Here is a 19,190-nt window from a genome sequence, read left to right as displayed (position 1 = left end):
ATGGCGCAATCGCGAGAATACTTAAGTTTCTTACTCGAGGATGAAGAATACGGCGTCCATATTCTCGATGTGAAAGAGGTGAGAGGGTGGTCGGAAGTCCGTCGTATTCCTAACACCCTGCCTCACATGTTGGGGGTGCTGGAGTTACGGGGGGAGTACATTCCCATTATGGACATTCGCCAGTGCTTTGGTATGACGCCAGCGACGCTCACCGCCATGAGCGTCATCATTATTGTTCGCAACCAACAAGGGGTGTCGCTCGGTATCGTCGTGGATGCGGTGGCTGAAGTGCACAACTTGGAAAAAGAGCAAATTAAAGCCCCTCCTGGACTGCATCAACACGATGAGTGGTACATGGAAGGCATTGCGTCAGTGAATGACAGGCACCTGGTGTTGATTAACTTGGAACAGTTGTTCGACTTTGATCAGTTACAACAAAGCGCACAACCGGAAAGCGCAAACGAGGACTAGAATATGGCGTGGTTTAAAAGGGAAGTACAGCAAGACAACCAACAGACAAAACAGAATGTGCAGCTGTTAGCGGCACTTAATGTCGCGCCTGCTGCACTTGTGATGCTCGACAGTCAGCAGCAAGTCACCTTGATTAATCGACGTGCGCTGCAACTGTTGCAATGTTATCAGGCAGCGATTCGCGAGCACGGCAATGTCGATTTCACCGCGCAAAGTGAAGTGCTGTTTGGTAAACCGATGAGCAGCATACTTGCGGCGGATTTGGTGGACTACCAACAGTGGCAGCAGCTTATTGACGACAAACCATCGGTCCAAACTGTCGAGTTAGGCGCGGGCAAGTTGCGTGTGTCTGCCAGTAAAGTCGCCGATGGGCAAGGCTACAGTGTTGAGCTGTGTGATGTGACGGCACGCGCCCACCAAACGGAGGAGCACCAACGTCTTAAAGGCGCATTGGATAACACTCACAGTGCGTTCGTTTTATTGGGAAGACAGGGCGAAATCACCCATGTGAATGAGCAAGCGGTAAAACTGTGTAAACAGCATGAGAAAACCTTTCGGGCGAAAAACAGTGCCTTTGTTGCCAGCCGTGACGATATTCTTGGCAAACATATTGATTATCTTTTTCCTCAGCTGCAGCGCGAAACCTTTCATACCCCCGATAAGATGCCTATCAATCGGGATATTCGCTTTAAAGATGCGCGCTTTGAGTTTCATGCCACTGCCAGTTACGACCGTCACGGTAAGCATGTAGGCACCACGATTGAGTGGCGTGATGTCACTGAAAGGCGTAAGAAAGAGTCAGAACGTTCATTATTGGCGGCCGTGGTCGAGGGAATGACCACCAATGTAATGCTAGCAGATAAAGACGGTACCATTCGCTATCTTAACCCGGCAGTGACGGAGCTGTTCAAGAGCCGTGAAGATGAAATGCGCGAGATTTTCCCCGGCTTCTCAACGGATAAACTCGTAGGCACTAGTATTGACCAATTCCACAAAAACCCAGCGCACCAACAGTCTGTGATTGCCAACCCCGACCGTATGCCATTTAAAGCTGAGATTACGGTCGGGGAACTCGAATTTGCGCTTAATTGTATTGCCCTCTACGACGATGACGATGAGTACATTGGCCCTGCGCTGCAATGGGAGGACATTACCGAGCAAATGGATAGTCAGCGCCAAGTTGAGCGTCTTATCGCAAAAGCGGCGGATGGTAATCTGAGCGATCGGATGAATACCAGTAAATATAGTGGCGCGATGGCAAAACTCGGTGAGGGGATCAACCAGTTACTGGATAGTGTTGTCGATCCGCTTAACGAGTGTATTCGCGTGATGCGAGGGGTCTCGAAAGGGGATCTCAAAACGACTATGCCGGAAGACTACAAAGGCGAGTTTGAAGATCTCAGCCAAGCGGTCAATGCATCGATTAATAACGTTCGTAACATGGTCGAAAAGATCACGCATTCGTCGGCACGGGTGGCGTCTGCGTCAGCCGAAATTGCTGAGGGAAATAACGACCTGAGCGAGCGCACTGAAGAGCAGGCGGCTAACCTGCAGGAAACGGCTGCCAGTATGGAGCAGATGACAGCGACCGTGAAGCAGAATGCGGAAAGTGCGTCATCGGCCAATACTCTCTCCACTAAAGCCAGTGAAAAAGCGCGCAAAGGCGGTGAAGTGGTCAAAGAGACCGTGGATGCGATGGCGGAAATTAACGATGCCAGCAAGAAAATTGCTGACATCATTGGGGTGATTGATGAAATCGCATTCCAGACCAATTTGCTGGCTTTGAATGCGGCGGTAGAGGCTGCGCGTGCGGGTGAGCAAGGACGTGGTTTTGCCGTTGTCGCTGGCGAGGTTCGTAACTTGGCGCAACGCAGTGCCGGCGCGGCGAAAGAGATCAAGGACTTGATCAAAGACAGTGTGGAAAAAGTCACGCAAGGGTCGAAGCTCGTGGACGAGTCTGGCGAAATGCTAGAAGAAATTGTCGCGTCGGTGTCGGAAGTCTCCCAGTTGATTGACAAAATTAATGCGGCGAGCCAAGAGCAAGCCACGGGCATTGATGAGATCACACGCTCTGTGGCACGAATGGACCAAATGACACAGCAAAATGCTGCGCTCGTTGAAGAAGCGGCCGCGTCTAGTCAGTCGATGAGAGAAGAGGGCGCGGAGTTAATTAACTTGATTGGCTTCTTCCAAGTGGATATTGATGCCGACAAGCTCGTAGATATTCAAACCCCGAGCTCGAAACCCAAGGTTACCCCGAGTCACACGACTAAGACAGCGCCTAGAGCGAGCAGTGACAGTTACCGCAATGGTGAGGCCGCCAAAGCGCGTCTCAAGGCAGTGAACAGTCAAAAGTCGTCGAGCAATGAAGTCAGTGATGAGTGGGAGGAGTTTTAATCATGTCAGCGCCAGTGAATGCTTCGTCGGCTGGCGCCTATGATTTTAGCCAACGGCATTTCCACTATGTACAGACGTTTATGGAAAGCGAAACGGGTATTTTTCTTGCGGATAAAAAGAAAAGCATGGTGTATGGCCGGCTGGCACGCTGCTTACGCAGAACAGGGATGGCGACTTTTGATGATTATTTTGCGCTGGTGGAGCAGAGCAAAGATGAACGTGTGGCCTTCATTAACGCGCTAACCACCAATAAAACCCAGTTCTTTCGTGAACGTCATCATTTTGAGTTTTTAGCGCATCAGCTTATTCCGCAGTGGCAAGCGGCGAAGCAAAAGCGTATCCGGATTTGGTCAGCGGGCTGTTCGACCGGTGAAGAGCCTTACACCATCGCGTCGGTATTGGCGGGTCATGGGATGTTAGAGGGGCAATTAGATGTACAAATTCTTGCCACTGACTTAGATACCCAGGTGCTCAATACCGCCAGTAATGGCACTTACAGCTTGGAAGTGGCGCACACCATCCCCAAAGCGTATTTGCAAAACGGCTTTTTAAAAGGAAAAGGCATCAAACAAGACTTGTTTAAGGCCAAGCGTCAGCTTCGTGATGCGATCAGTTTTAAACAACTGAATTTAAAAGGGGAGTGGCCTCACAAATACGCAATGGACGCGATCTTTTGTCGCAACGTGATGATCTATTTTGAACGCGATACACAGCAGCGACTCATTGAGCGGTTTTGGCAGCAGCTTGTTCCCGGCGGTGTGCTTTTTATCGGCCACTCGGAAGGGATCGGAAAGATGGCAGAGAGGTTCGATAACTTAGGCCACACCATGTATCGCAAACGGGAGTGATATGCACCAAGCGTTGGAATTACATCATCATGCGCATGAGAAAACACTAAAACGTTTTTTTAGTCCTGAGCATGATAAGCACATGGTGAAGCTCCAGCCTGGCGATGTTTATGTTAGCTCTGATGATGAGCTGATTGCCACAGGCTTGGGCTCATGTATTGCCGCGTGTATTTGGGACCCTTTGGCTCAAGTCGGAGGCATGAACCATTTTATGTTGCCACTCAAGCGTGAAGAGGCGGAGTCCACCTGGACCCCCGAACAGCATTTGTCGCGTGCCGCGCGCTATGGCAACTACGCGATGGAAATTCTGATCAACTCTTTGTTGCAACAAGGTGCGGTGAAAAACCGGCTGCGGGTAAAGCTGTTTGGTGGTGGCAATATCATGGGGCAAAACATCGCGATTGGCCGTAAGAATATCGATTTTGTTCGCCAATATGTCATCAATGAGCAACTCCCCTTGATATCTGAAGACCTTGGGTTGGCATTTCCACGCCGGGTACTTTTCGAGCCGCGCACGGGTAAAGCGTGGGTAAAGAAGATTCAATCGTTGAGCCAAAAAGAGCTGGTGGCGGAAGAAACGCAATACAACCAGCGCTTGCTGCAGGAGTCTTACAATGATGGCGCCGACGAGCAAGATGTGGAGTTATTCTGATGAGCCAATATCGCTACAAAGTGTTAGTTGTCGATGACTCGCCGCTTTATCGCACCTTGATAAGAGAATGCCTAGAAAGTGACGCTGAGTTAGAAGTGGTTGGCGCAGCGGCAGACCCCTACGAGGCGCGCGAGAAGATTAAAAAGCTTAATCCCGACGTGATCACGCTCGATGTTGAAATGCCCAAAATGGATGGCATCCAGTTTCTTAAAAACCTGATGCGTTTGCGGCCGATGCCCGTGATCATGGTCTCGACCCTGACTCAGCATGGTGCAGATGTCACCTTGGCGGCACTGGAAATCGGCGCGGTGGATTATGTGCCTAAGCCCTCAGCGGACAGCGCGACCGCGATCACTCGCGAGCGTGATGAGCTGGTCAGCAAAGTGAAAATGGCTGCCCAGGCCAATGTCGGACAAACAAAGAGTTGGCATAAACAGCCGAATGTCACCATCGATCGTCAGCATTACAACCGCCGGGGCTATCAAGTCATTGGTTTGGGGGCATCGACGGGAGGAACAGAGGCACTGCGTGGCGTCCTCGAACGTCTGCCTGCCCACATGCCACCGATTGTGGTGACGCAACATATCAAAGCGGCGTTTTGTGGCCCTTTCGCCAAGCGGTTAGACCGTGCGTGTCGTTTGCAGGTTGAAGAAGTGACTTCGGAAAGGGTGCCTTTGGTACAAGGGCATGTCTATGTGGCGCCGGGAAACCAACACCTTACCGTCGTTAATCGACAAGGGCATTTGTATTGTCAGCTCTCTAATAGTGACCCGGTTGAGCGACATCGTCCATCGGTTGATGTGATGTTCTCATCCATCGCAGAGTCGGTGGGAGGGAAATCTATTGGTGTGATATTAACCGGGATGGGCAGAGACGGCGCAAATGGTTTGCTGCAAATGTATCAAACCGGTGCACTTACTGCTGCGCAAGACCAAGCGAGTTCTGTGGTATGGGGAATGCCAAGAGTCGCGATCGAACTTGGTGGCGTGGTAAAGACGCTGTGTTTAACCGAAGTGGCAAATTTTTTAGTGGAGGCCGTGTATGGACGCTAATCGCTACACATTTATTTGGCCACCTGCGCTGACAATGGTCAGTGTGGTTGCGTTAGCGCTTTGGTCAATGTCTTGGCAGACCATGGCGCTTGCTGGGCTTGTGCTCGCCAGCATGAGCTGGCACCTGTGGACATTACGCCACACAGCGCAATCTATCACTCAGCATGGCGCCTCTGACAGCACTGAGACGGGCGATGAGCCTCAGCAAATTTTGCGTCGTATCCACCATATTCTGTCTATTGAACTCGTCCCTATCCGTGAGCAACTCTCACGCCAACGTGAGGTGATTGATAACTCGGTAGAAAGCCTTAACAACAGCTTTTTCACGATGCAAAGTGCCTGTCGTGAACAGGTCAACACTGCCACCAAAATGGCTAATGAGCTGCTCTATAATGATGAAAGTGAATACAGTCTCACCAAGGTGTTGCCAGCCACTGAGAAAGCCATTGATGGCTATATCGACATCATGGTGAAGGTCAGTGATAAAAGCGTGGCATCGATTTATATCATCGAAGAGATGTCCGGCAAGCTCAATGAAGTGTTCCAGCTGTTGGATGATGTGCAGGCCATGTCAGAGCAGACCAACTTATTGGCGCTTAACGCAGCGATTGAGGCGGCGCGTGCGGGGGAGAATGGGCGCAGTTTTGCGGTGGTGGCGCAAGAAGTTCGCTCTCTCGCGATTAAAGCGACCGATCTTAATACCGAGATACACAAGCACATCGATTTGGCCCAAGACAGCGTCGATAAAACAAAGTCGACAGTGGGAGAGATCGCCTCGCTCGATATGACCGAATCAATTCGCTCGAAAGACTATATTGATTCGCTCCTTGAAGGGGTTAAAGAGGTCAATGATGAAGTGGGTAAAGAGATAGAACGCGTTTCCTCTCTGGGCGAGCAAGTGCAAAGTGAAGTGAACACATGTATCAAAAACCTCCAGTTTGCCGACATTGTATCGCAACAAGGTGGGCACATACTCGATAACTTGCACATCTTAGAAGAATTGAACGAGCTCATTGTTAACACCATGGCGGACGATACCATCGACTGGCCGCAACTCAACCAACAGGTCAATGAGATAGAGGAAAAAGCGGGGTCTGCGGCGCGAGCGCCAGCGAAACAAGCCTCGTTAGACGAGGGTGACATTGAATTATTTTAAGGATGCTTCATGAATATCAAACGCGACATATCGAGTGATGAAAAACAAGCCGTTTTGCATGTAAAGGGCGAGTTTAACTTCGCTTTGGTTCAGGAAGTGCGTAACGCCTATGTGGATCTTAAAGGGAAGGACGTGATCGTCGATTTACGGGAAGCGACTTATATGGACAGTGCGGGACTGGGGATATTGCTCAATATGCAAGATTATCTCGATAAGCCTAATGGTGCGATCAAGCTGGTCAATTGCTCTGATGCGATAAAACGGGTGCTATTGATTGCCAAGTTTGAAAAGAAATTCCACATTGAGTGAGTAAGCGCCTATGAACGTCTTGGTAGTGGATGATGAACCGGCATTAGTACATTATATTGCCGCGGCATTAAAGAGCGAAACAGACAATATCAGTATGGCGATGAATGGCCAAGAAGCGTTATCGCTCCTCGAGAATATTGATCCTGGAATGTTTCCTGATCTCATCATTTCAGATGTGAATATGCCCAAGCTCAATGGCTTTGACATGGCGCAAGAGATAAGGAATCGCTATCCGCAAAAATTGCTGCCGATTGTGTTCCTTACCGGGGTGAGTGATCCTGATATCTTTGCTAACTGCTTAAAAGCAGGGGATGACTTTGTCAGCAAACCCGTTGACACCGCCGTGCTGATCGCCAAGGTGCGCACGCATTTGCGCCATGTTCGCTTATTCCGAGAAGTTAGTCACCAACGCGACCAACTCAAGCAATTCCAAGAAACCACCGTTTACGAACATGCCATGGCTAGCCAGATATTTGAACGCTTGATGTCGTTCAATGTTGATGGCGTGCCGGGTGTCGAGACGTTCTCAGGCGCATTTAGCCTTTTTAATGGTGATGTGACCATGGTTCTCCGCCGACCATTTGGTGGACTCTATATTATGATTGCGGATGCCACTGGGCATGGCTTACCCGCCGCTATCAGTACTATTCCTGCGGTTAAAACCTTTATCGCCACGGCAAGACGAGGGTTGCCTGTGGGTGATATGGCCATTGAAATAAATGAGCATATCTGTACTTTTATGCCTGTTGGCACCTTACTTGCCGGCGCGTTGGTGGAGGTGATGCCAGATGGTCTGACGGTTAACGTTTGGAGTGGCGGGCTACCCGATGCGTATTGTCTGGATAAACACGGGCAAGTACTCGCCTCATACCAAGGTCGGCATATGGCATTAGGCGCACAAGCAAAAGGGCAGTTTGATGCCACTATCACTCGATTAGCACTTCAGCCGGGCCAACGCTTGTTTTTTGCTACCGATGGCGTAACAGAAGCACGTAATAGCGCAGGTAAGCAGTTGGGCGAAGTAGGGCTGATTCGGACCTTAAGTGGCTGTCAAGGCAGTTTGATAGCACAAACCAAGCGTACCTTAACTGCCTTTGCCGGTGATAATGGTGTCACGGATGATGTGTCCATGCTCGAGCTGACCTTCCCGCTGATAGCCCCTCCTCGTGAGCCGCTTTCCGAAAAGGACGCGACTTATTCGGTCGTCCCTTCAACAACTCACATCGTGTTTGATACGGCTTTGCTAAAAGAAGCGGATATTGTTAGGGACTTGCGCGGCCGTGTAAAAGGGATGGTCGGCGAGAGTACTGACTTAGATTTGATTTGTACCGTGGCGTCAGAGCTTATCACCAATGCGCTGGACTATGGCATTTTAGGCATGCAGTCGGTGAGTAAAGACGATGTGGATGGCCTACTGCATTACTTTAGCGAGCGGCAAGCCAAGCTTAACGCGTTGAGCGGGGATTACGCCATTAAACTTGATTTGGTTTATCAGCCTGTAGAAGGCTTCTTAAACATGCGTTTGTCACACACGGGAGACGGGTTCGACTATCAGTGGCACTTACATGATAAAAATCATGATGCAGATAGCCTTTCCGGTCGAGGGATTACTCTGGTGCAATCAATCTGTGAGGAGGTCATTTACAGTGATGAAGGGCGTCAAGTCGATGTGGTATTCAAATTACAGATGAATGAGTGACATAGTTGGCGATAGCCAAACAAGCAAAAAAAACGCTAACCCTTCGGCTAGCGCTTCTTTAAAGGTGGCTCCCCCAACTGGACTCGAACCAGTGACATACGGATTAACAGTCCGCCGTTCTACCAACTGAACTATGGGGGAATAATGGTGCCTCGAGGCGGAATCGAACCACCGACACGGGGATTTTCAATCCCCTGCTCTACCAACTGAGCTATCGAGGCAATGGTGCCGGCTGCCGGAGTCGAACTGGCGACCTACTGATTACAAGTCAGTTGCTCTACCAACTGAGCTAAGCCGGCACACAAATCGCGAAATACTGTGTGTCACACCATTATTTCATTATATGGTGCCCGGAGGCGGAATCGAACCACCGACACGGGGATTTTCAATCCCCTGCTCTACCGACTGAGCTATCCGGGCTAACGGGGCGCTATTAAACGGATTTTCCGTGTCACCGTCAACTGTTTTTTTGAAAAAAGTGCTGATATCGCATTGTTTGGATAAAAACCCAGCGAAGTGCGATAAAAACAAGCAAAAATCGGCGCTCATCACCCTTTATTGGGGGAGTTTAGAAAACGCTTTTTGATAGCGTGTGACCTTTTGCAAGTAGCGCCGAGACTCCGAAGAGGGGTGGCGGTGAGTCAATGCCCAATAGACTTGATTCGGGCGCAGCTTGTTTAAATCCTGCATGGCTCGGCGTCTATTGCTGTCAAACGTGCGCAGGACATTCCCTGTTCCGCCGTTATAAGCGGAGATCATGCTGTAGTGCAGAGACAGTGGATCGCGCACGGCTTTAAGATAGCGGTTTTTAAGAATGTAAAAATAGGCAGTGCCTGTATCAATATTTCGCTCAGGATCAAAAAGGTACTTAGGCGTAGGTTGACCACTACGCTTCTTTACCAGCTTGAATACATCGCGGCCAGCCGTTTTGGGAACCACCTGCATTAATCCATATGCATTGGCCCAACTCACTGCATAAGGATTAAAACTGCTTTCGGTTTTGATGATCGCATAAATCAGTTTTTCAGAGATGCCGTAACGCTTGGATGCACGGCGGACGATATCGGCATATTGATAACTGCGCTTGGCAACATGATCGTTCACCATGGGAATGGTGACGTAATACATGTTTTGAAAACGCACTTTTTTCTTTTTTAACCGCTTGTCAATTAGGTAGTTAGCAAAGCGATTGGCGCGCCACTCCCAAGTAATTGTTTTTCCTTCATGATCCACCACTTGTCCTTCGAGAAATGGGCGCCCATTGAGTGGCACTTTCGCTGCAGAATACAGATCGACGGAAGCCGGATCTCGGGGCGTGAGTAAGGTGGTGACGATGGCTTGTTTGAGGTGAGACTTCGGTGCATCAGTGGCGACGGTTTCCACGCGGATAACACCGCGTTCAAAATCAATGCGCGCCCGACTTTTGTAATTGTCCGTGTATTTGACGTAATCCCGTTTGCCTGACACGAACACTTGGTTTTCGCCCCAGCGCACCTCAATGTTGCCGGTGAACTGGCTAATCAGTTGATTCAGGGCGTCGATGTCTTTTTCGAACTGGCCGGGGATAGGCGCTAGATTTTTAGCAAACCGATTGGTGGTTTGATAATCCACGCCTACGTATTTTTCTACGCTTTCGCGGCTACAACCGGACAGCAAGGTGCTAAAACAGCACACCAACAAGCAAAGTATTCGCGTCATCGTTATTGCATTAGTATAAAAAACACCCGCACTGAGATTAACACAATGCGGGTGCTTTGTAGCCTCGGCGATGCCCGAGTGTGGACGGGGCCGCGTTAATTAGGCCTCGGGTGGCACATAACCGTCGATATGCACATCTTGGCCTTCGAATAGAAACTTCACCATTTCTTCTTCGATCACCTTACGGTGCTCAGGATCCATCATGTTGAGTTTTTTCTCGTTAATGAGCATGGTCTGCTTTTTCTGCCACTCAGCCCAGGCTTCTTTGGAAATGTTGTCATAAATGCGTTTGCCGAGCTCGCCGGGATAAAGCTGGAAATCTAGCCCGTCGGCTTCTTTTTGTAGACGTTGGCAAAATACGGTACGGCTCATAATCTAGGCTCCTTGTCATCGCCTGTGAGATGTTGTTGGCGCTCGTGTTCTACTAAGGTTAACAGCTTTTTCACTGGTGCCGCTAACCCAACTTTTGCTGGTTGCGACAAGTTATACCAAAGCCCTTGGTTCGCTTCCATGATGATTTGCGGCCGTTCATTAACACGCACCTTGACGGGGACAATATCGAGGTGAAAGTGGCTAAACGTGTGTCTAAACGCGGTGAGCACCTCAGTGTGAGTCGGTTTGATCCCCTGCAGCTTGTCGGCAATATCGATATCAAGTGTATGCTCTGATGCTTCCGGTAAGCACCATAGCCCGCCCCATAGCCCACTGGGCGGACGCTGCTCTAACCAGATATCGTCTTGGTATTGAATGAGTAAAAAGCTGACTTGCTTTACGGGCAGAGTCTTTTTGGGCTTTTTACCGGGAAAATCAAGCTGACGACCTTGTGCGCGCGCTTCACAGCGCTCTGCGACTGGGCAAAGTTCGCACTTAGGCTTGCTGCGGGTACAGACCATGGCACCCATATCCATCATCGCTTGGTTGTATTTATCGGTATCCGTGGCGGGCGTGAGTGCCTCAGCGATGTCCCAAAGCTTGTTTTCTACCGGCTTTTTTCCCGGCCACCCCTCGATGGCATAGCAACGTGCCAAGGTGCGTTTGACGTTGCCATCCAAAATAGGGTGGGGCTGATTAAGCGATAATGATAGTACCGCGCCGGCAGTTGAGCGCCCGACACCAGGTAGCGCCATGACTTGCTCAAGCGTGGTAGGAAACACGCCGTTGTGTTCGCGTGCGATCACTTGTGCCGCTTTGTGTAGGTTGCGCGCGCGGGCGTAATAGCCAAGTCCTGTCCATAGGTGCAACACTTCGTCTTGTTCGGCATTCGCTAAATCGGTGACTGTTGGAAAGCGCGTCATAAAGCGCTCAAAGTATGGGATCACCGTGCTCACTTGGGTTTGCTGCAGCATGATCTCGCTGAGCCAGACCTTATACGGGGTTTTGTTTTGCTGCCAAGGCAGGGTTTTACGGCCATATTGCTCGTACCAGTTTAAAATGGCGTCGGAAAAAGATTGACTCACTGTGCTCTCTCTTATTGTTTTGCTCACACGTGCACAAAGGCAGGTCACAGGGTACACTAACCCGAGGGCGCACTAATAGGATCCGTGCTGCCAACTTGCGCAATGGCGAAAACTTTGCATAATGCGCAGTCCGTTTAGATTTCCAACAATCGATGGTCTTTTTCACCACCATCACTAACACTGCATCACAGGCACTCAATCATGACTGAAGTCACTAAAACCGAACTGACCGAGGATGGCAAAGTTATTCGTAAAGTACGCAGCTTTGTGCGTCGCGAAGGCCGTTTAACCAAAGGCCAAGAGCAAGCGCTCAACGAGTCCTGGCCGACCATGGGCATTGACTTCGAGGCAACCGAACTGGATTGGCAGCAGGTGTTTGGCAACGATAACCCAGTGGTGCTGGAAATCGGTTTTGGTATGGGCGCATCCTTGGTGGAGATGGCTAAAAATGCGCCTGAGAAAAACTTTGTGGGTATTGAAGTCCACACCCCAGGCGTGGGTGCTTGTTTGATGGCCGCGCGCGAAGCGGGCGTTAGCAATCTACGTGTGATGTGTCATGATGCGGTGGAGGTGTTTGAGCAAATGTTGCCGAAAGACAGCCTCGACACGGTTCAGCTGTTTTTCCCTGACCCTTGGCATAAAAAACGTCACCATAAGCGCCGCATTGTCCAATTGCCATTTGCAGAAATGGTACGCGACAAATTGAAAGTGGGCGGCGTTTTTCATATGGCGACCGACTGGGAAAACTATGCCGAACATATGATTGACGTGATGGAAGCCGCGCCTCACTATCAGAACGTGGCGCAAGAGGGGCTTTATGTACCACGCCCTGACGATCGTCCTCTCACTAAATTTGAGCAGCGTGGGCAGCGTCTTGGCCACGGTGTTTGGGATATCAAATATACGCGCACCGCATAAAAACGCGCGTGTGATTCGGTGTCACAGACACGCTTAAAGCCAACCTAGCGTTGGCTTTTTTGTCCTATGTTGTAGAAGGATCCTGCCGGTGAAACCCAGTGCGCAATTACTCGAGCAAATTCTTGCTGATGTTCGGCCATTAATTGGACAAGGCAAGGTGGCTGACTATATTCCGGCATTAGCGGATGTGGCTAATCACAAGCTCGGTATCGCTGTGTGTTATAACGATGGCGATGTGATCCGTGCCGGTGATGCGGATGAGGCATTCTCTATTCAATCGATCTCCAAGGTGTTGAGCCTGACACTGGCGATGCAAAACTATCAAGCCGAGGAGATCTGGACGCGTGTGGGCAAAGAGCCCTCGGGACAAGCGTTTAACTCGTTAATTCAGCTTGAGATGGAGCAAGGGATCCCACGTAATCCCTTTATTAACGCCGGTGCCTTGGTGGTCAGCGATATGCTACACACGCGCCAATCTGCGCCGCGCCAACGTATGCTAGAGTTTGTTCGCCATCTCGCTGACAACCCGCATCTGTGTTATGACAAAGGGGTGGCGGATTCAGAAATGCTGCACAGTGACAGAAACGCGGCGATTGCGTACCTGATGCGCGCGTTTGGTAACTTTGATAACGATGTGGTACCGGTATTAACCAACTACTTTCATTACTGCGCGTTAGAGATGAGCTGTGTCGATTTAGCGAAGGCGTTCTTTTATCTGGCCAATAAAGGGACACCGCTGTCTGACAGCACCGCGATTTTAAGTCCTACACAAAGTAAACAGATGAATGCGCTGTTGGCGACCTGTGGCTTGTATGATGGTGCGGGCGAGTTTGCATATCGAGTGGGTATGCCAGGTAAATCTGGGGTCGGCGGTGGCATTATTGCCATTGTACCTGGCGAGATGTCGATTGCCGTCTGGTCGCCGGAGCTAGACCCTTCTGGTAATTCACTGGCAGGGACGGCCGCGTTGGAGCTATTGTCGGCGAGAATTGGTCGCTCGATATTCTAATGTGTCTCGATTGTTGTGCCGATCATAAGGGCAATATTCACGCCGCTTTAACCTATAAAGGCCTCGCAGCACGCTGCGGGGCCTTTTTACTGGGCAAATACGCGCTGATGCCGTAATGGGGTTACGCGTCAGCCGCCAATGTCGCGAAAGCGTGATCGGCCGCGGCGAGCGTAGCGTCCACTTCTTTTTGACCGTGAGCTAAGCAGGTAAAGCAGGCCTCAAACGCGGAAGGTGCCAAGTAGACCCCTTGCTCGAGCATTAAGTGGAAGAAACGCTTGAAGCGCTCGGTGTCACACTGTTGCACATCTTTAAAGCAGGTGACGGTCTCTTGCTCGGTGAAGAAGAAGCCAAACATCGCGCCTGCTTGGTTGGTGGTCAGCGCAATACCGTGTTTGTCTGCCAAGGACTTAAACCCTTCTGCGAGCTGATGGGTAACATGGGTCAAGTAATCGTGGTTACCTGGCTGACGTAGCTCAGACAAACAGGCGTGCCCGGCCGCCATGGCGACGGGGTTCCCCGCCAGTGTTCCCGCTTGGTATACCGGACCTGTCGGTGCCAAGTATTCCATCACTTCGCGACGTCCGCCAAAGGCACCCACCGGCATACCACCACCGACAATTTTACCCAGTGTGGTTAAGTCAGGTTTTACGTCGTAGTAAGCTTGTGCGCCACCTAATGCCACGCGGAAGCCAGTCATGACTTCATCAAAAATCAGTAAGGCACCGAACTCATCGCACAGCTCGCGCAGGCCTTGTAAGAAACCCGGTTGCGGCGGCACACAGTTCATGTTGCCCGATACCGGCTCAACAATGATACAGGCAACATCTTCAGGGTAAGTTTCGAATGTGTGGCGTACCGACTCAAGATCGTTATAGGTGCAGGTCAGTGTGTGCTTGGCAAAGTCGGCCGGCACTCCTGGCGAGTTGGGCTCACCGAGGGTGAGGGCACCAGAGCCCGCTTTGACCAGCAAGCAATCGCCATGGCCGTGATAGTTGCCCTCAAATTTAATGAACTTATCGCGTTTGGTAAATCCGCGCGCAAGACGAATAGCGCTCATGGTCGCCTCAGTGCCTGAGTTCACCATGCGTACCATTTCCATCGAAGGCACTAGTTCTGCAACCAGCTCCGACAAGGTTGTTTCACTCTCGGTTGGCGCACCAAAGCTGAGGCCACGCTGTGCGGCATCCACCACGGCTTCGCGGATAGCACTGTGATTATGGCCTAAGATCATCGGGCCCCATGAGCCGACAAAATCGATATAGGCTTTGCCGTCGGCATCAAAAATGTAAGCGCCGTCGGCACGCTCCATGAAGACAGGGTCGCCGCCGACACCGGCAAAAGCACGCACGGGAGAATTCACGCCACCGGGAATGGTGCGTCTAGCTTGTTGAAAAAGTTGTGCTGATTTGGTCATGACATATCCTGTTTGGTAAGGCTTGGCCTAAATTGCGTTGGCGTATTTTAACCAAAGATACGGAACACTGGCGAGGTAGAGTATGATTTCGTTAAGACAAGATTGGCAATTAATACGTACTGATCACAGTTGCGATCAAACGCGCAATACTTGAACACTTTACTCAGGTATTAGATAATCCCATACTTAGCACAAAGAGCATGTGAGGTAACAATGAGCGAAGCACCTTTGCCGTTAGAGTTTTCTGAGGCCGCGGCAACCAAGGTAAAGACGCTGATTCAGGAAGAAGAAAACCCCAACCTGAAGTTGCGCGTCTATATCACCGGTGGTGGCTGTAGCGGCTTCCAATATGGTTTTACCTTCGATGAAAACGTCAATGAAGGGGATATGGAGATCGAAAAAAGCGGCGTGATGCTGGTGGTTGATCCTATGAGCTTACAGTACCTGATGGGCGGTAAGGTCGACTACACCGAGGGCCTTGAAGGATCGCGCTTTTTCATTGATAACCCCAATGCCACGACCACCTGTGGCTGTGGTGCATCGTTTAGCGTCTAACCTTTTTATGGCGACGTTCAGCTTTTTGAGATAAAAAAACGGCGCCTTTGAGCGCCGTTTTTTATGCGCCAAGGCGATTAGCCACCTCGGTTGTAATGATTCAAGCTGCCCACGGTGGCCAGTAACTGATTAAACTTACTTAGCTGAGCCATACGCGATTCGGCCAGTCGCACAAACGCCTTTTTCTGTTCGCCTTGCAACGACTTCGCCTCAGGCAGCTTTACCGTCCGCGGGTTTTTGTGTACCCCATGGACGAGAAACTCATAGTGCAAGTGTGCGCCCGTCACGCGCCCTGTTGAGCCTAGCGTACCAATGATATCCCCTTGTTTGACTCGCTGGCCGGTTTTCACTTTACGCTTGGTCAGGTGCAAATATTTGGTGATATAGGTCGAGCTGTGGCGGATAAACACATAGTTGCCGTTGAAGCGGTTATACGAGGCTTTCATCACCACGCCGTCCCCAGCTGCTTTAATGGGGGTACCCACTGGCGCAACATAGTCGGTACCACGGTGAGGCTTTACACGACCAGTGACCGGGTGCAAACGACGTGGGTTGAAGTTTGAGCTAACATAGCGGAAGTTAACCGGTGAGCGTAAAAACGCTTTTTTCATCGCTTTACCACTCGGCGTGTAGTACTTACCATTTTTTGCGCGTACTGCCGTAAAGGTATCTCCTCGGTTAGTGAAGGTCGCGGCGAGGATATTACCACTGCCAATATGCTCCCCTTCCACAAACTCTTCTTCATACAACACGGAGAAGCTATCACCATTGCGAATATCAAGGGCAAAATCCACATCCCAACCAAAGATCCCCGCCAATTGCATGATCTGATTTGGGTTTAATCCAGCATCCGAGGCTGCTTGCCAGAAGTTTGACTTGATGGTCGCGCGCGCAAAGTTTAGCTGCGTATCCACGTGCTTGGTTTCAATACGTGATTGATAGCTATCATCAATTTTGTTGACGATCAGCGTTTCATTACTGCCTCGAGGCTGAATGAGCTGCACCAGTTCGCCGTCATCGTCTACCCCTAGGCGTACTTCATCGCCTGGATTTAAGTAAGCGAGGGTTTGCGTTCTTTCGTCGGCATTCACAAGGCGATAAAGGGTCGTTGGGCTTAACCCCGCACGGCTGAACAGTAGCGCCATGCTCTCGCCAGGCTGCACTTCATAGGTTTGCCAGTTGATATTGCGCTTAAACTGCGCGGGCATCTCTTCTTTGGGAGGCAGTAATGAGACAGCTTTAACTGGTAACGGGTAATGTTTACCCGGTTCGAAATTAGGTTTAGGGCGCGGCGTATCGGCGCCGTCTGGTACCAAGATTAATAAGACAATGAATGCGCTCAATGCACCGATAACGAGTTTATGTAACTTAGGTAAGGCTGCGAGTTTATTTAACGGCATGAAGACTATGTTGAATCACTACGAATAAAGTTATGACAGTCAGACACCCAATCGGTTTTATTGGGGATGATGCCCTGAAGTAGATTTGACACGGCTGACACAAAGACCACAAACATCTTTTGACGGCAGCCGCTGCGCGCACCCTGTACACACTCTATCAGTTTAACTGGTTTCAAAAACTGTCGCTATTCGAGTAGTATGTCGGTTTATCACATTTTTGCCTATTGGGTAGGAGCAAGAGACTATGGCGAGCCTGGAAGCTGCGCTAGCAGAACTAAAACGTGGCGTAGATGAAGTAATCCCGGAAGACGAGCTGGTGGCAAAGCTGAAAGAGGATCGTCCTCTTCGCATCAAACTTGGCGCGGACCCCACCGCACCCGATATCCACCTGGGTCATACAGTGATCCTTAATAAGCTGCGAGCTTTTCAAGCGCTTGGCCACGAAGTGATCTTCTTGATTGGTGATTATACCGGTATGGTGGGTGATCCAAGTGGTAAAAATACTACCCGTCCACCATTGACACGTGAACAGGTGCTGCAAAATGCAGAGACCTATAAAGAGCAGGTGTTCAAAATTCTGGATCCGGCGAAAACGCGTATCGAATTCAACTCGAAATGGCTAGGGGAGCTGGGCACAGATGGCATGATCCGTTTGGCGGCAAGCTCGACCGTGGCTCGCATGCTTGAGCGTGATGACTTTAAAAAGCGTTATACCAGCAACCAAGCCATTGCTATCCATGAGTTTATCTACCCACTGCTTCAAGGGCACGATTCGGTGGCACTGGAAGCTGACGTTGAGCTGGGCGGCACTGACCAAAAGTTCAATTTGCTGATGGGGCGTGAGCTACAAAAGCAAGCAGGACAGAAGCCGCAAGTGGTGATGACCATGCCACTGCTGGTTGGGTTAGATGGCGTTAAAAAGATGTCGAAGTCAGCACACAACTACATTGGTGTGAGCGAACGCCCGGATGATATGTTCGGTAAAATCATGTCGATTTCTGACGATCTGATGTGGGATTACTATGAGCTGCTGTCTTTCCGTCCCCTCGAGGAAATCGTCCAATTTAAGCAGGACGTACAAGCGGGTAAAAACCCACGTGATATTAAGATTCTGCTAGCCAAAGAAATCATCGCGCGTTTCCACTCCGAAGCCGACGCCGATGCCGCTGAGCAAACGTTCGTCAATCGCTTCCAAAAAGGCGCGATGCCGGATGAAATGCCAAGCTTCACCTTCGAGCAAGGTATGGCGATTGCTAACCTATTAAAAGAGGCGGGGTTGGTTAACTCCACCTCCGATGCGCTGCGTATGGTTCGCCAAGGCGCGGTGAAAATTGATGGCGAAAAAGTCGAAGATACCAAGTTAGTGCCTGCCGCGGGTGAAGCCGTTTACCAAGTGGGAAAACGCAAGTTTGCTCGGGTGACGCTCAGCTAAACCGCACCCTAGCTGGCGTATTCAGCAGCCACTGAGAGTGCAAAACCCTCGCATGACGCGAGGGTTTTTTATATCAAATACTCAACACCGATAGTGGGACTGGCGCTTAGCCACTAGGTGTGCCAAACGCCTTTTAGTGCACGTACCATGTGTTGACCAAGATAAAACGCCGTTTGTAGGCAGGCTTCGTTAGGTTGATCATCTTCTGGCGTGTGTGCAGTCACCCCAAGGCTTGTACCACTTGGATTAATCTTTTCCACCCCTATGTTGGCGCGACCTAGACTTAACCACAGCATGTCATGCTGGCTGGCTAAGGTTTGGAAATACTGCAGTGTCTGTGGCTGGTCACCTCCTGGGTAGGTGCCCACCGTAAAGCCAGCCGCGTACTTTCCTCGCCAGTCTTGGCGCTCCCAGGTGGGGCTAGAGGCATCGGCAAACGCCTTAAATTGGGCGCTCGGTCCACCCATGTAGGTTGGCGCACCGAAGATAATCGCATCAACGTCTTTAAGCTTTTCAAACACCTTGTCATCGACAAAGCGTCCGTTTTCAATCATGTCTGGCTCAATGCGGTAAACCACAGGTTCGGCATCGCCGGCATGAATGCCTTCCGCAATCGTGGTGGCTAGCGCATGAGTATGATCGTCGACAGAATGATAAATAATGGCAATGCTGATCATAGTGGCTCCTTTACTGAGACTGTACGTCAGACCTTAGGGTGTGTTG

At 50.4% G+C, this 19,190-nt stretch carries 18 protein-coding genes and 4 tRNA genes; 12 read left to right on the top strand and 10 right to left on the bottom strand.

Going from position 1 to position 19,190, the window contains the following annotated elements; genetic code table 11:
- The 8 genes from BZG25_RS03920 to BZG25_RS03885 are packed head-to-tail and all read left to right on the top strand — an operon-like array spanning position 1 to position 8,584.
- Positions 1-471, top strand: a complete 471-nt coding sequence (locus BZG25_RS03920; RefSeq protein WP_046074021.1) for a chemotaxis protein CheW — start codon at positions 1-3, stop codon at positions 469-471.
- A 3-nt stretch (positions 472-474) separates the two neighbouring features.
- On the top strand, positions 475-2,868 hold the full coding sequence (locus tag BZG25_RS16200) for a methyl-accepting chemotaxis protein (RefSeq protein WP_077578751.1): 2,394 nt from the start codon (positions 475-477) through the stop codon (positions 2,866-2,868).
- Positions 2,869-2,870: 2 nt separating this feature from the next.
- The gene (locus tag BZG25_RS03910) at positions 2,871-3,716 is read left to right on the top strand and encodes a protein-glutamate O-methyltransferase CheR (protein ID WP_077578752.1); all 846 of its coding nucleotides are present in this window, start codon (positions 2,871-2,873) and stop codon (positions 3,714-3,716) included.
- A gap of 1 nt (position 3,717) precedes the next feature.
- On the top strand, positions 3,718-4,368 hold the full coding sequence (locus BZG25_RS03905; RefSeq protein WP_046074024.1) for a chemotaxis protein CheD: 651 nt from the start codon (positions 3,718-3,720) through the stop codon (positions 4,366-4,368).
- Positions 4,368-5,420, top strand: a complete 1,053-nt coding sequence (locus tag BZG25_RS03900) for a chemotaxis response regulator protein-glutamate methylesterase (RefSeq protein WP_077578753.1) — start codon at positions 4,368-4,370, stop codon at positions 5,418-5,420. The genes BZG25_RS03905 and BZG25_RS03900 overlap by 1 nt, the downstream gene beginning before the upstream one ends.
- Positions 5,410-6,576, top strand: a complete 1,167-nt coding sequence (locus tag BZG25_RS03895; protein ID WP_077578754.1) for a methyl-accepting chemotaxis protein — start codon at positions 5,410-5,412, stop codon at positions 6,574-6,576. The genes BZG25_RS03900 and BZG25_RS03895 overlap by 11 nt, the downstream gene beginning before the upstream one ends.
- 9 nt (positions 6,577-6,585) lie before the next feature.
- Positions 6,586-6,885 carry an STAS domain-containing protein gene (locus BZG25_RS03890; protein ID WP_046074027.1) on the top strand — a complete coding sequence of 100 codons (300 nt, stop codon included), beginning with the start codon at positions 6,586-6,588 and terminating at the stop codon, positions 6,883-6,885.
- Between the two features lie 10 nt (positions 6,886-6,895).
- Complete coding sequence (locus BZG25_RS03885; protein WP_077578755.1) at positions 6,896-8,584, top strand: SpoIIE family protein phosphatase; 1,689 nt, start codon at positions 6,896-6,898, stop codon at positions 8,582-8,584.
- A 65-nt stretch (positions 8,585-8,649) separates the two neighbouring features.
- On the opposite strand, the gene BZG25_RS03880 is transcribed toward BZG25_RS03885, so the two are convergent.
- The 7 genes from BZG25_RS03880 to mutY all read right to left on the bottom strand — a co-directional run bounded on the left by BZG25_RS03880 (position 8,650) and on the right by mutY (position 11,739).
- Positions 8,650-8,725, bottom strand: a tRNA-Asn gene (locus BZG25_RS03880).
- Positions 8,726-8,729: 4 nt separating this feature from the next.
- A tRNA-Phe gene (locus BZG25_RS03875) sits at positions 8,730-8,805 on the bottom strand.
- 2 nt (positions 8,806-8,807) lie between these two features.
- A tRNA-Thr gene (locus tag BZG25_RS03870) sits at positions 8,808-8,883 on the bottom strand.
- Positions 8,884-8,928: 45 nt separating this feature from the next.
- Positions 8,929-9,004 (bottom strand) — tRNA-Phe (locus BZG25_RS03865).
- Between the two features lie 135 nt (positions 9,005-9,139).
- Positions 9,140-10,282, bottom strand: a complete 1,143-nt coding sequence (mltC, locus tag BZG25_RS03860) for a membrane-bound lytic murein transglycosylase MltC (protein ID WP_108743034.1) — start codon at positions 10,280-10,282, stop codon at positions 9,140-9,142.
- Between the two features lie 99 nt (positions 10,283-10,381).
- Positions 10,382-10,654 (bottom strand): oxidative damage protection protein, encoded by a 273-nt coding sequence (locus tag BZG25_RS03855; RefSeq protein ID WP_046074030.1) that lies wholly within the window; start codon positions 10,652-10,654, stop codon positions 10,382-10,384.
- Positions 10,651-11,739: an A/G-specific adenine glycosylase gene (mutY, locus tag BZG25_RS03850; RefSeq protein ID WP_077578756.1), complete on the bottom strand. Its 1,089-nt coding sequence runs from the start codon at positions 11,737-11,739 to the stop codon at positions 10,651-10,653. Before mutY ends, BZG25_RS03855 begins: the two co-directional genes overlap by 4 nt.
- Positions 11,740-11,940: 201 nt before the next feature.
- Between mutY and trmB the strand changes: the two genes are divergently transcribed.
- A complete protein-coding gene (gene trmB / locus BZG25_RS03845; protein WP_046074032.1) occupies positions 11,941-12,657 on the top strand; it encodes a tRNA (guanosine(46)-N7)-methyltransferase TrmB in 717 nt (238 codons plus the stop codon).
- A gap of 88 nt (positions 12,658-12,745) precedes the next feature.
- Positions 12,746-13,666, top strand: coding sequence for a glutaminase B (gene glsB, locus BZG25_RS03840; protein ID WP_077578757.1), 921 nt, complete (start codon positions 12,746-12,748; stop codon positions 13,664-13,666).
- A gap of 121 nt (positions 13,667-13,787) precedes the next feature.
- Here the strand turns inward: glsB and hemL are convergent, their stop codons facing one another.
- A complete protein-coding gene (gene hemL / locus BZG25_RS03835; RefSeq protein WP_077578758.1) occupies positions 13,788-15,080 on the bottom strand; it encodes a glutamate-1-semialdehyde 2,1-aminomutase in 1,293 nt (430 codons plus the stop codon).
- Positions 15,081-15,293: 213 nt separating this feature from the next.
- Here hemL and erpA point away from each other — a divergent pair, with 213 nt between their 5' ends.
- Positions 15,294-15,635, top strand: coding sequence for an iron-sulfur cluster insertion protein ErpA (gene erpA / locus BZG25_RS03830; protein ID WP_021022145.1), 342 nt, complete (start codon positions 15,294-15,296; stop codon positions 15,633-15,635).
- 77 nt (positions 15,636-15,712) lie between these two features.
- On the opposite strand, the gene BZG25_RS03825 is transcribed toward erpA, so the two are convergent.
- Entirely contained in the window at positions 15,713-17,035 is a 1,323-nt protein-coding gene (locus BZG25_RS03825) for a peptidoglycan DD-metalloendopeptidase family protein (protein ID WP_077578759.1), read from the bottom strand.
- 244 nt (positions 17,036-17,279) lie between these two features.
- Here BZG25_RS03825 and tyrS point away from each other — a divergent pair, with 244 nt between their 5' ends.
- Positions 17,280-18,467, top strand: a complete 1,188-nt coding sequence (gene tyrS, locus BZG25_RS03820; RefSeq protein WP_077578760.1) for a tyrosine--tRNA ligase — start codon at positions 17,280-17,282, stop codon at positions 18,465-18,467.
- 113 nt (positions 18,468-18,580) lie between these two features.
- Here tyrS and BZG25_RS03815 read toward each other — a convergent pair whose 3' ends face one another.
- The gene (locus BZG25_RS03815) at positions 18,581-19,144 is read right to left on the bottom strand and encodes a flavodoxin family protein (RefSeq protein WP_077578761.1); all 564 of its coding nucleotides are present in this window, start codon (positions 19,142-19,144) and stop codon (positions 18,581-18,583) included.
- Positions 19,145-19,190 lie beyond the last annotated feature (46 nt).

Source organism: Salinivibrio sp. ML198 (genome assembly GCF_001996015.1).
Lineage (GTDB): Bacteria > Pseudomonadota > Gammaproteobacteria > Enterobacterales > Vibrionaceae > Salinivibrio > Salinivibrio siamensis.
The sequence above is the reverse complement of the archived record's forward strand: the minus strand, read 5'-3'. Positions and strand labels throughout refer to the sequence as shown.

Bases quoted from the DNA above. Each gene is read 5' to 3' on its own strand.
- BZG25_RS03920 (WP_046074021.1), top strand. From the start codon at position 1: ATGGCGCAATCGCGAGAATACTTAAGTTTCTTACTCGAGGATGAAGAA.
- BZG25_RS16200 (WP_077578751.1), top strand. From the start codon at position 475: ATGGCGTGGTTTAAAAGGGAAGTACAGCAAGACAACCAACAGACAAAA.
- BZG25_RS03910 (WP_077578752.1), top strand. From the start codon at position 2,871: ATGTCAGCGCCAGTGAATGCTTCGTCGGCTGGCGCCTATGATTTTAGC.
- BZG25_RS03905 (WP_046074024.1), top strand. From the start codon at position 3,718: ATGCACCAAGCGTTGGAATTACATCATCATGCGCATGAGAAAACACTA.
- BZG25_RS03900 (WP_077578753.1), top strand. From the start codon at position 4,368: ATGAGCCAATATCGCTACAAAGTGTTAGTTGTCGATGACTCGCCGCTT.
- BZG25_RS03895 (WP_077578754.1), top strand. From the start codon at position 5,410: ATGGACGCTAATCGCTACACATTTATTTGGCCACCTGCGCTGACAATG.
- BZG25_RS03890 (WP_046074027.1), top strand. From the start codon at position 6,586: ATGAATATCAAACGCGACATATCGAGTGATGAAAAACAAGCCGTTTTG.
- BZG25_RS03885 (WP_077578755.1), top strand. From the start codon at position 6,896: ATGAACGTCTTGGTAGTGGATGATGAACCGGCATTAGTACATTATATT.
- mltC (WP_108743034.1), bottom strand. From the start codon at position 10,282: ATGACGCGAATACTTTGCTTGTTGGTGTGCTGTTTTAGCACCTTGCTG.
- BZG25_RS03855 (WP_046074030.1), bottom strand. From the start codon at position 10,654: ATGAGCCGTACCGTATTTTGCCAACGTCTACAAAAAGAAGCCGACGGG.
- trmB (WP_046074032.1), top strand. From the start codon at position 11,941: ATGACTGAAGTCACTAAAACCGAACTGACCGAGGATGGCAAAGTTATT.
- hemL (WP_077578758.1), bottom strand. From the start codon at position 15,080: ATGACCAAATCAGCACAACTTTTTCAACAAGCTAGACGCACCATTCCC.
- erpA (WP_021022145.1), top strand. From the start codon at position 15,294: ATGAGCGAAGCACCTTTGCCGTTAGAGTTTTCTGAGGCCGCGGCAACC.
- BZG25_RS03825 (WP_077578759.1), bottom strand. From the start codon at position 17,035: ATGCCGTTAAATAAACTCGCAGCCTTACCTAAGTTACATAAACTCGTT.
- tyrS (WP_077578760.1), top strand. From the start codon at position 17,280: ATGGCGAGCCTGGAAGCTGCGCTAGCAGAACTAAAACGTGGCGTAGAT.
- BZG25_RS03815 (WP_077578761.1), bottom strand. From the start codon at position 19,144: ATGATCAGCATTGCCATTATTTATCATTCTGTCGACGATCATACTCAT.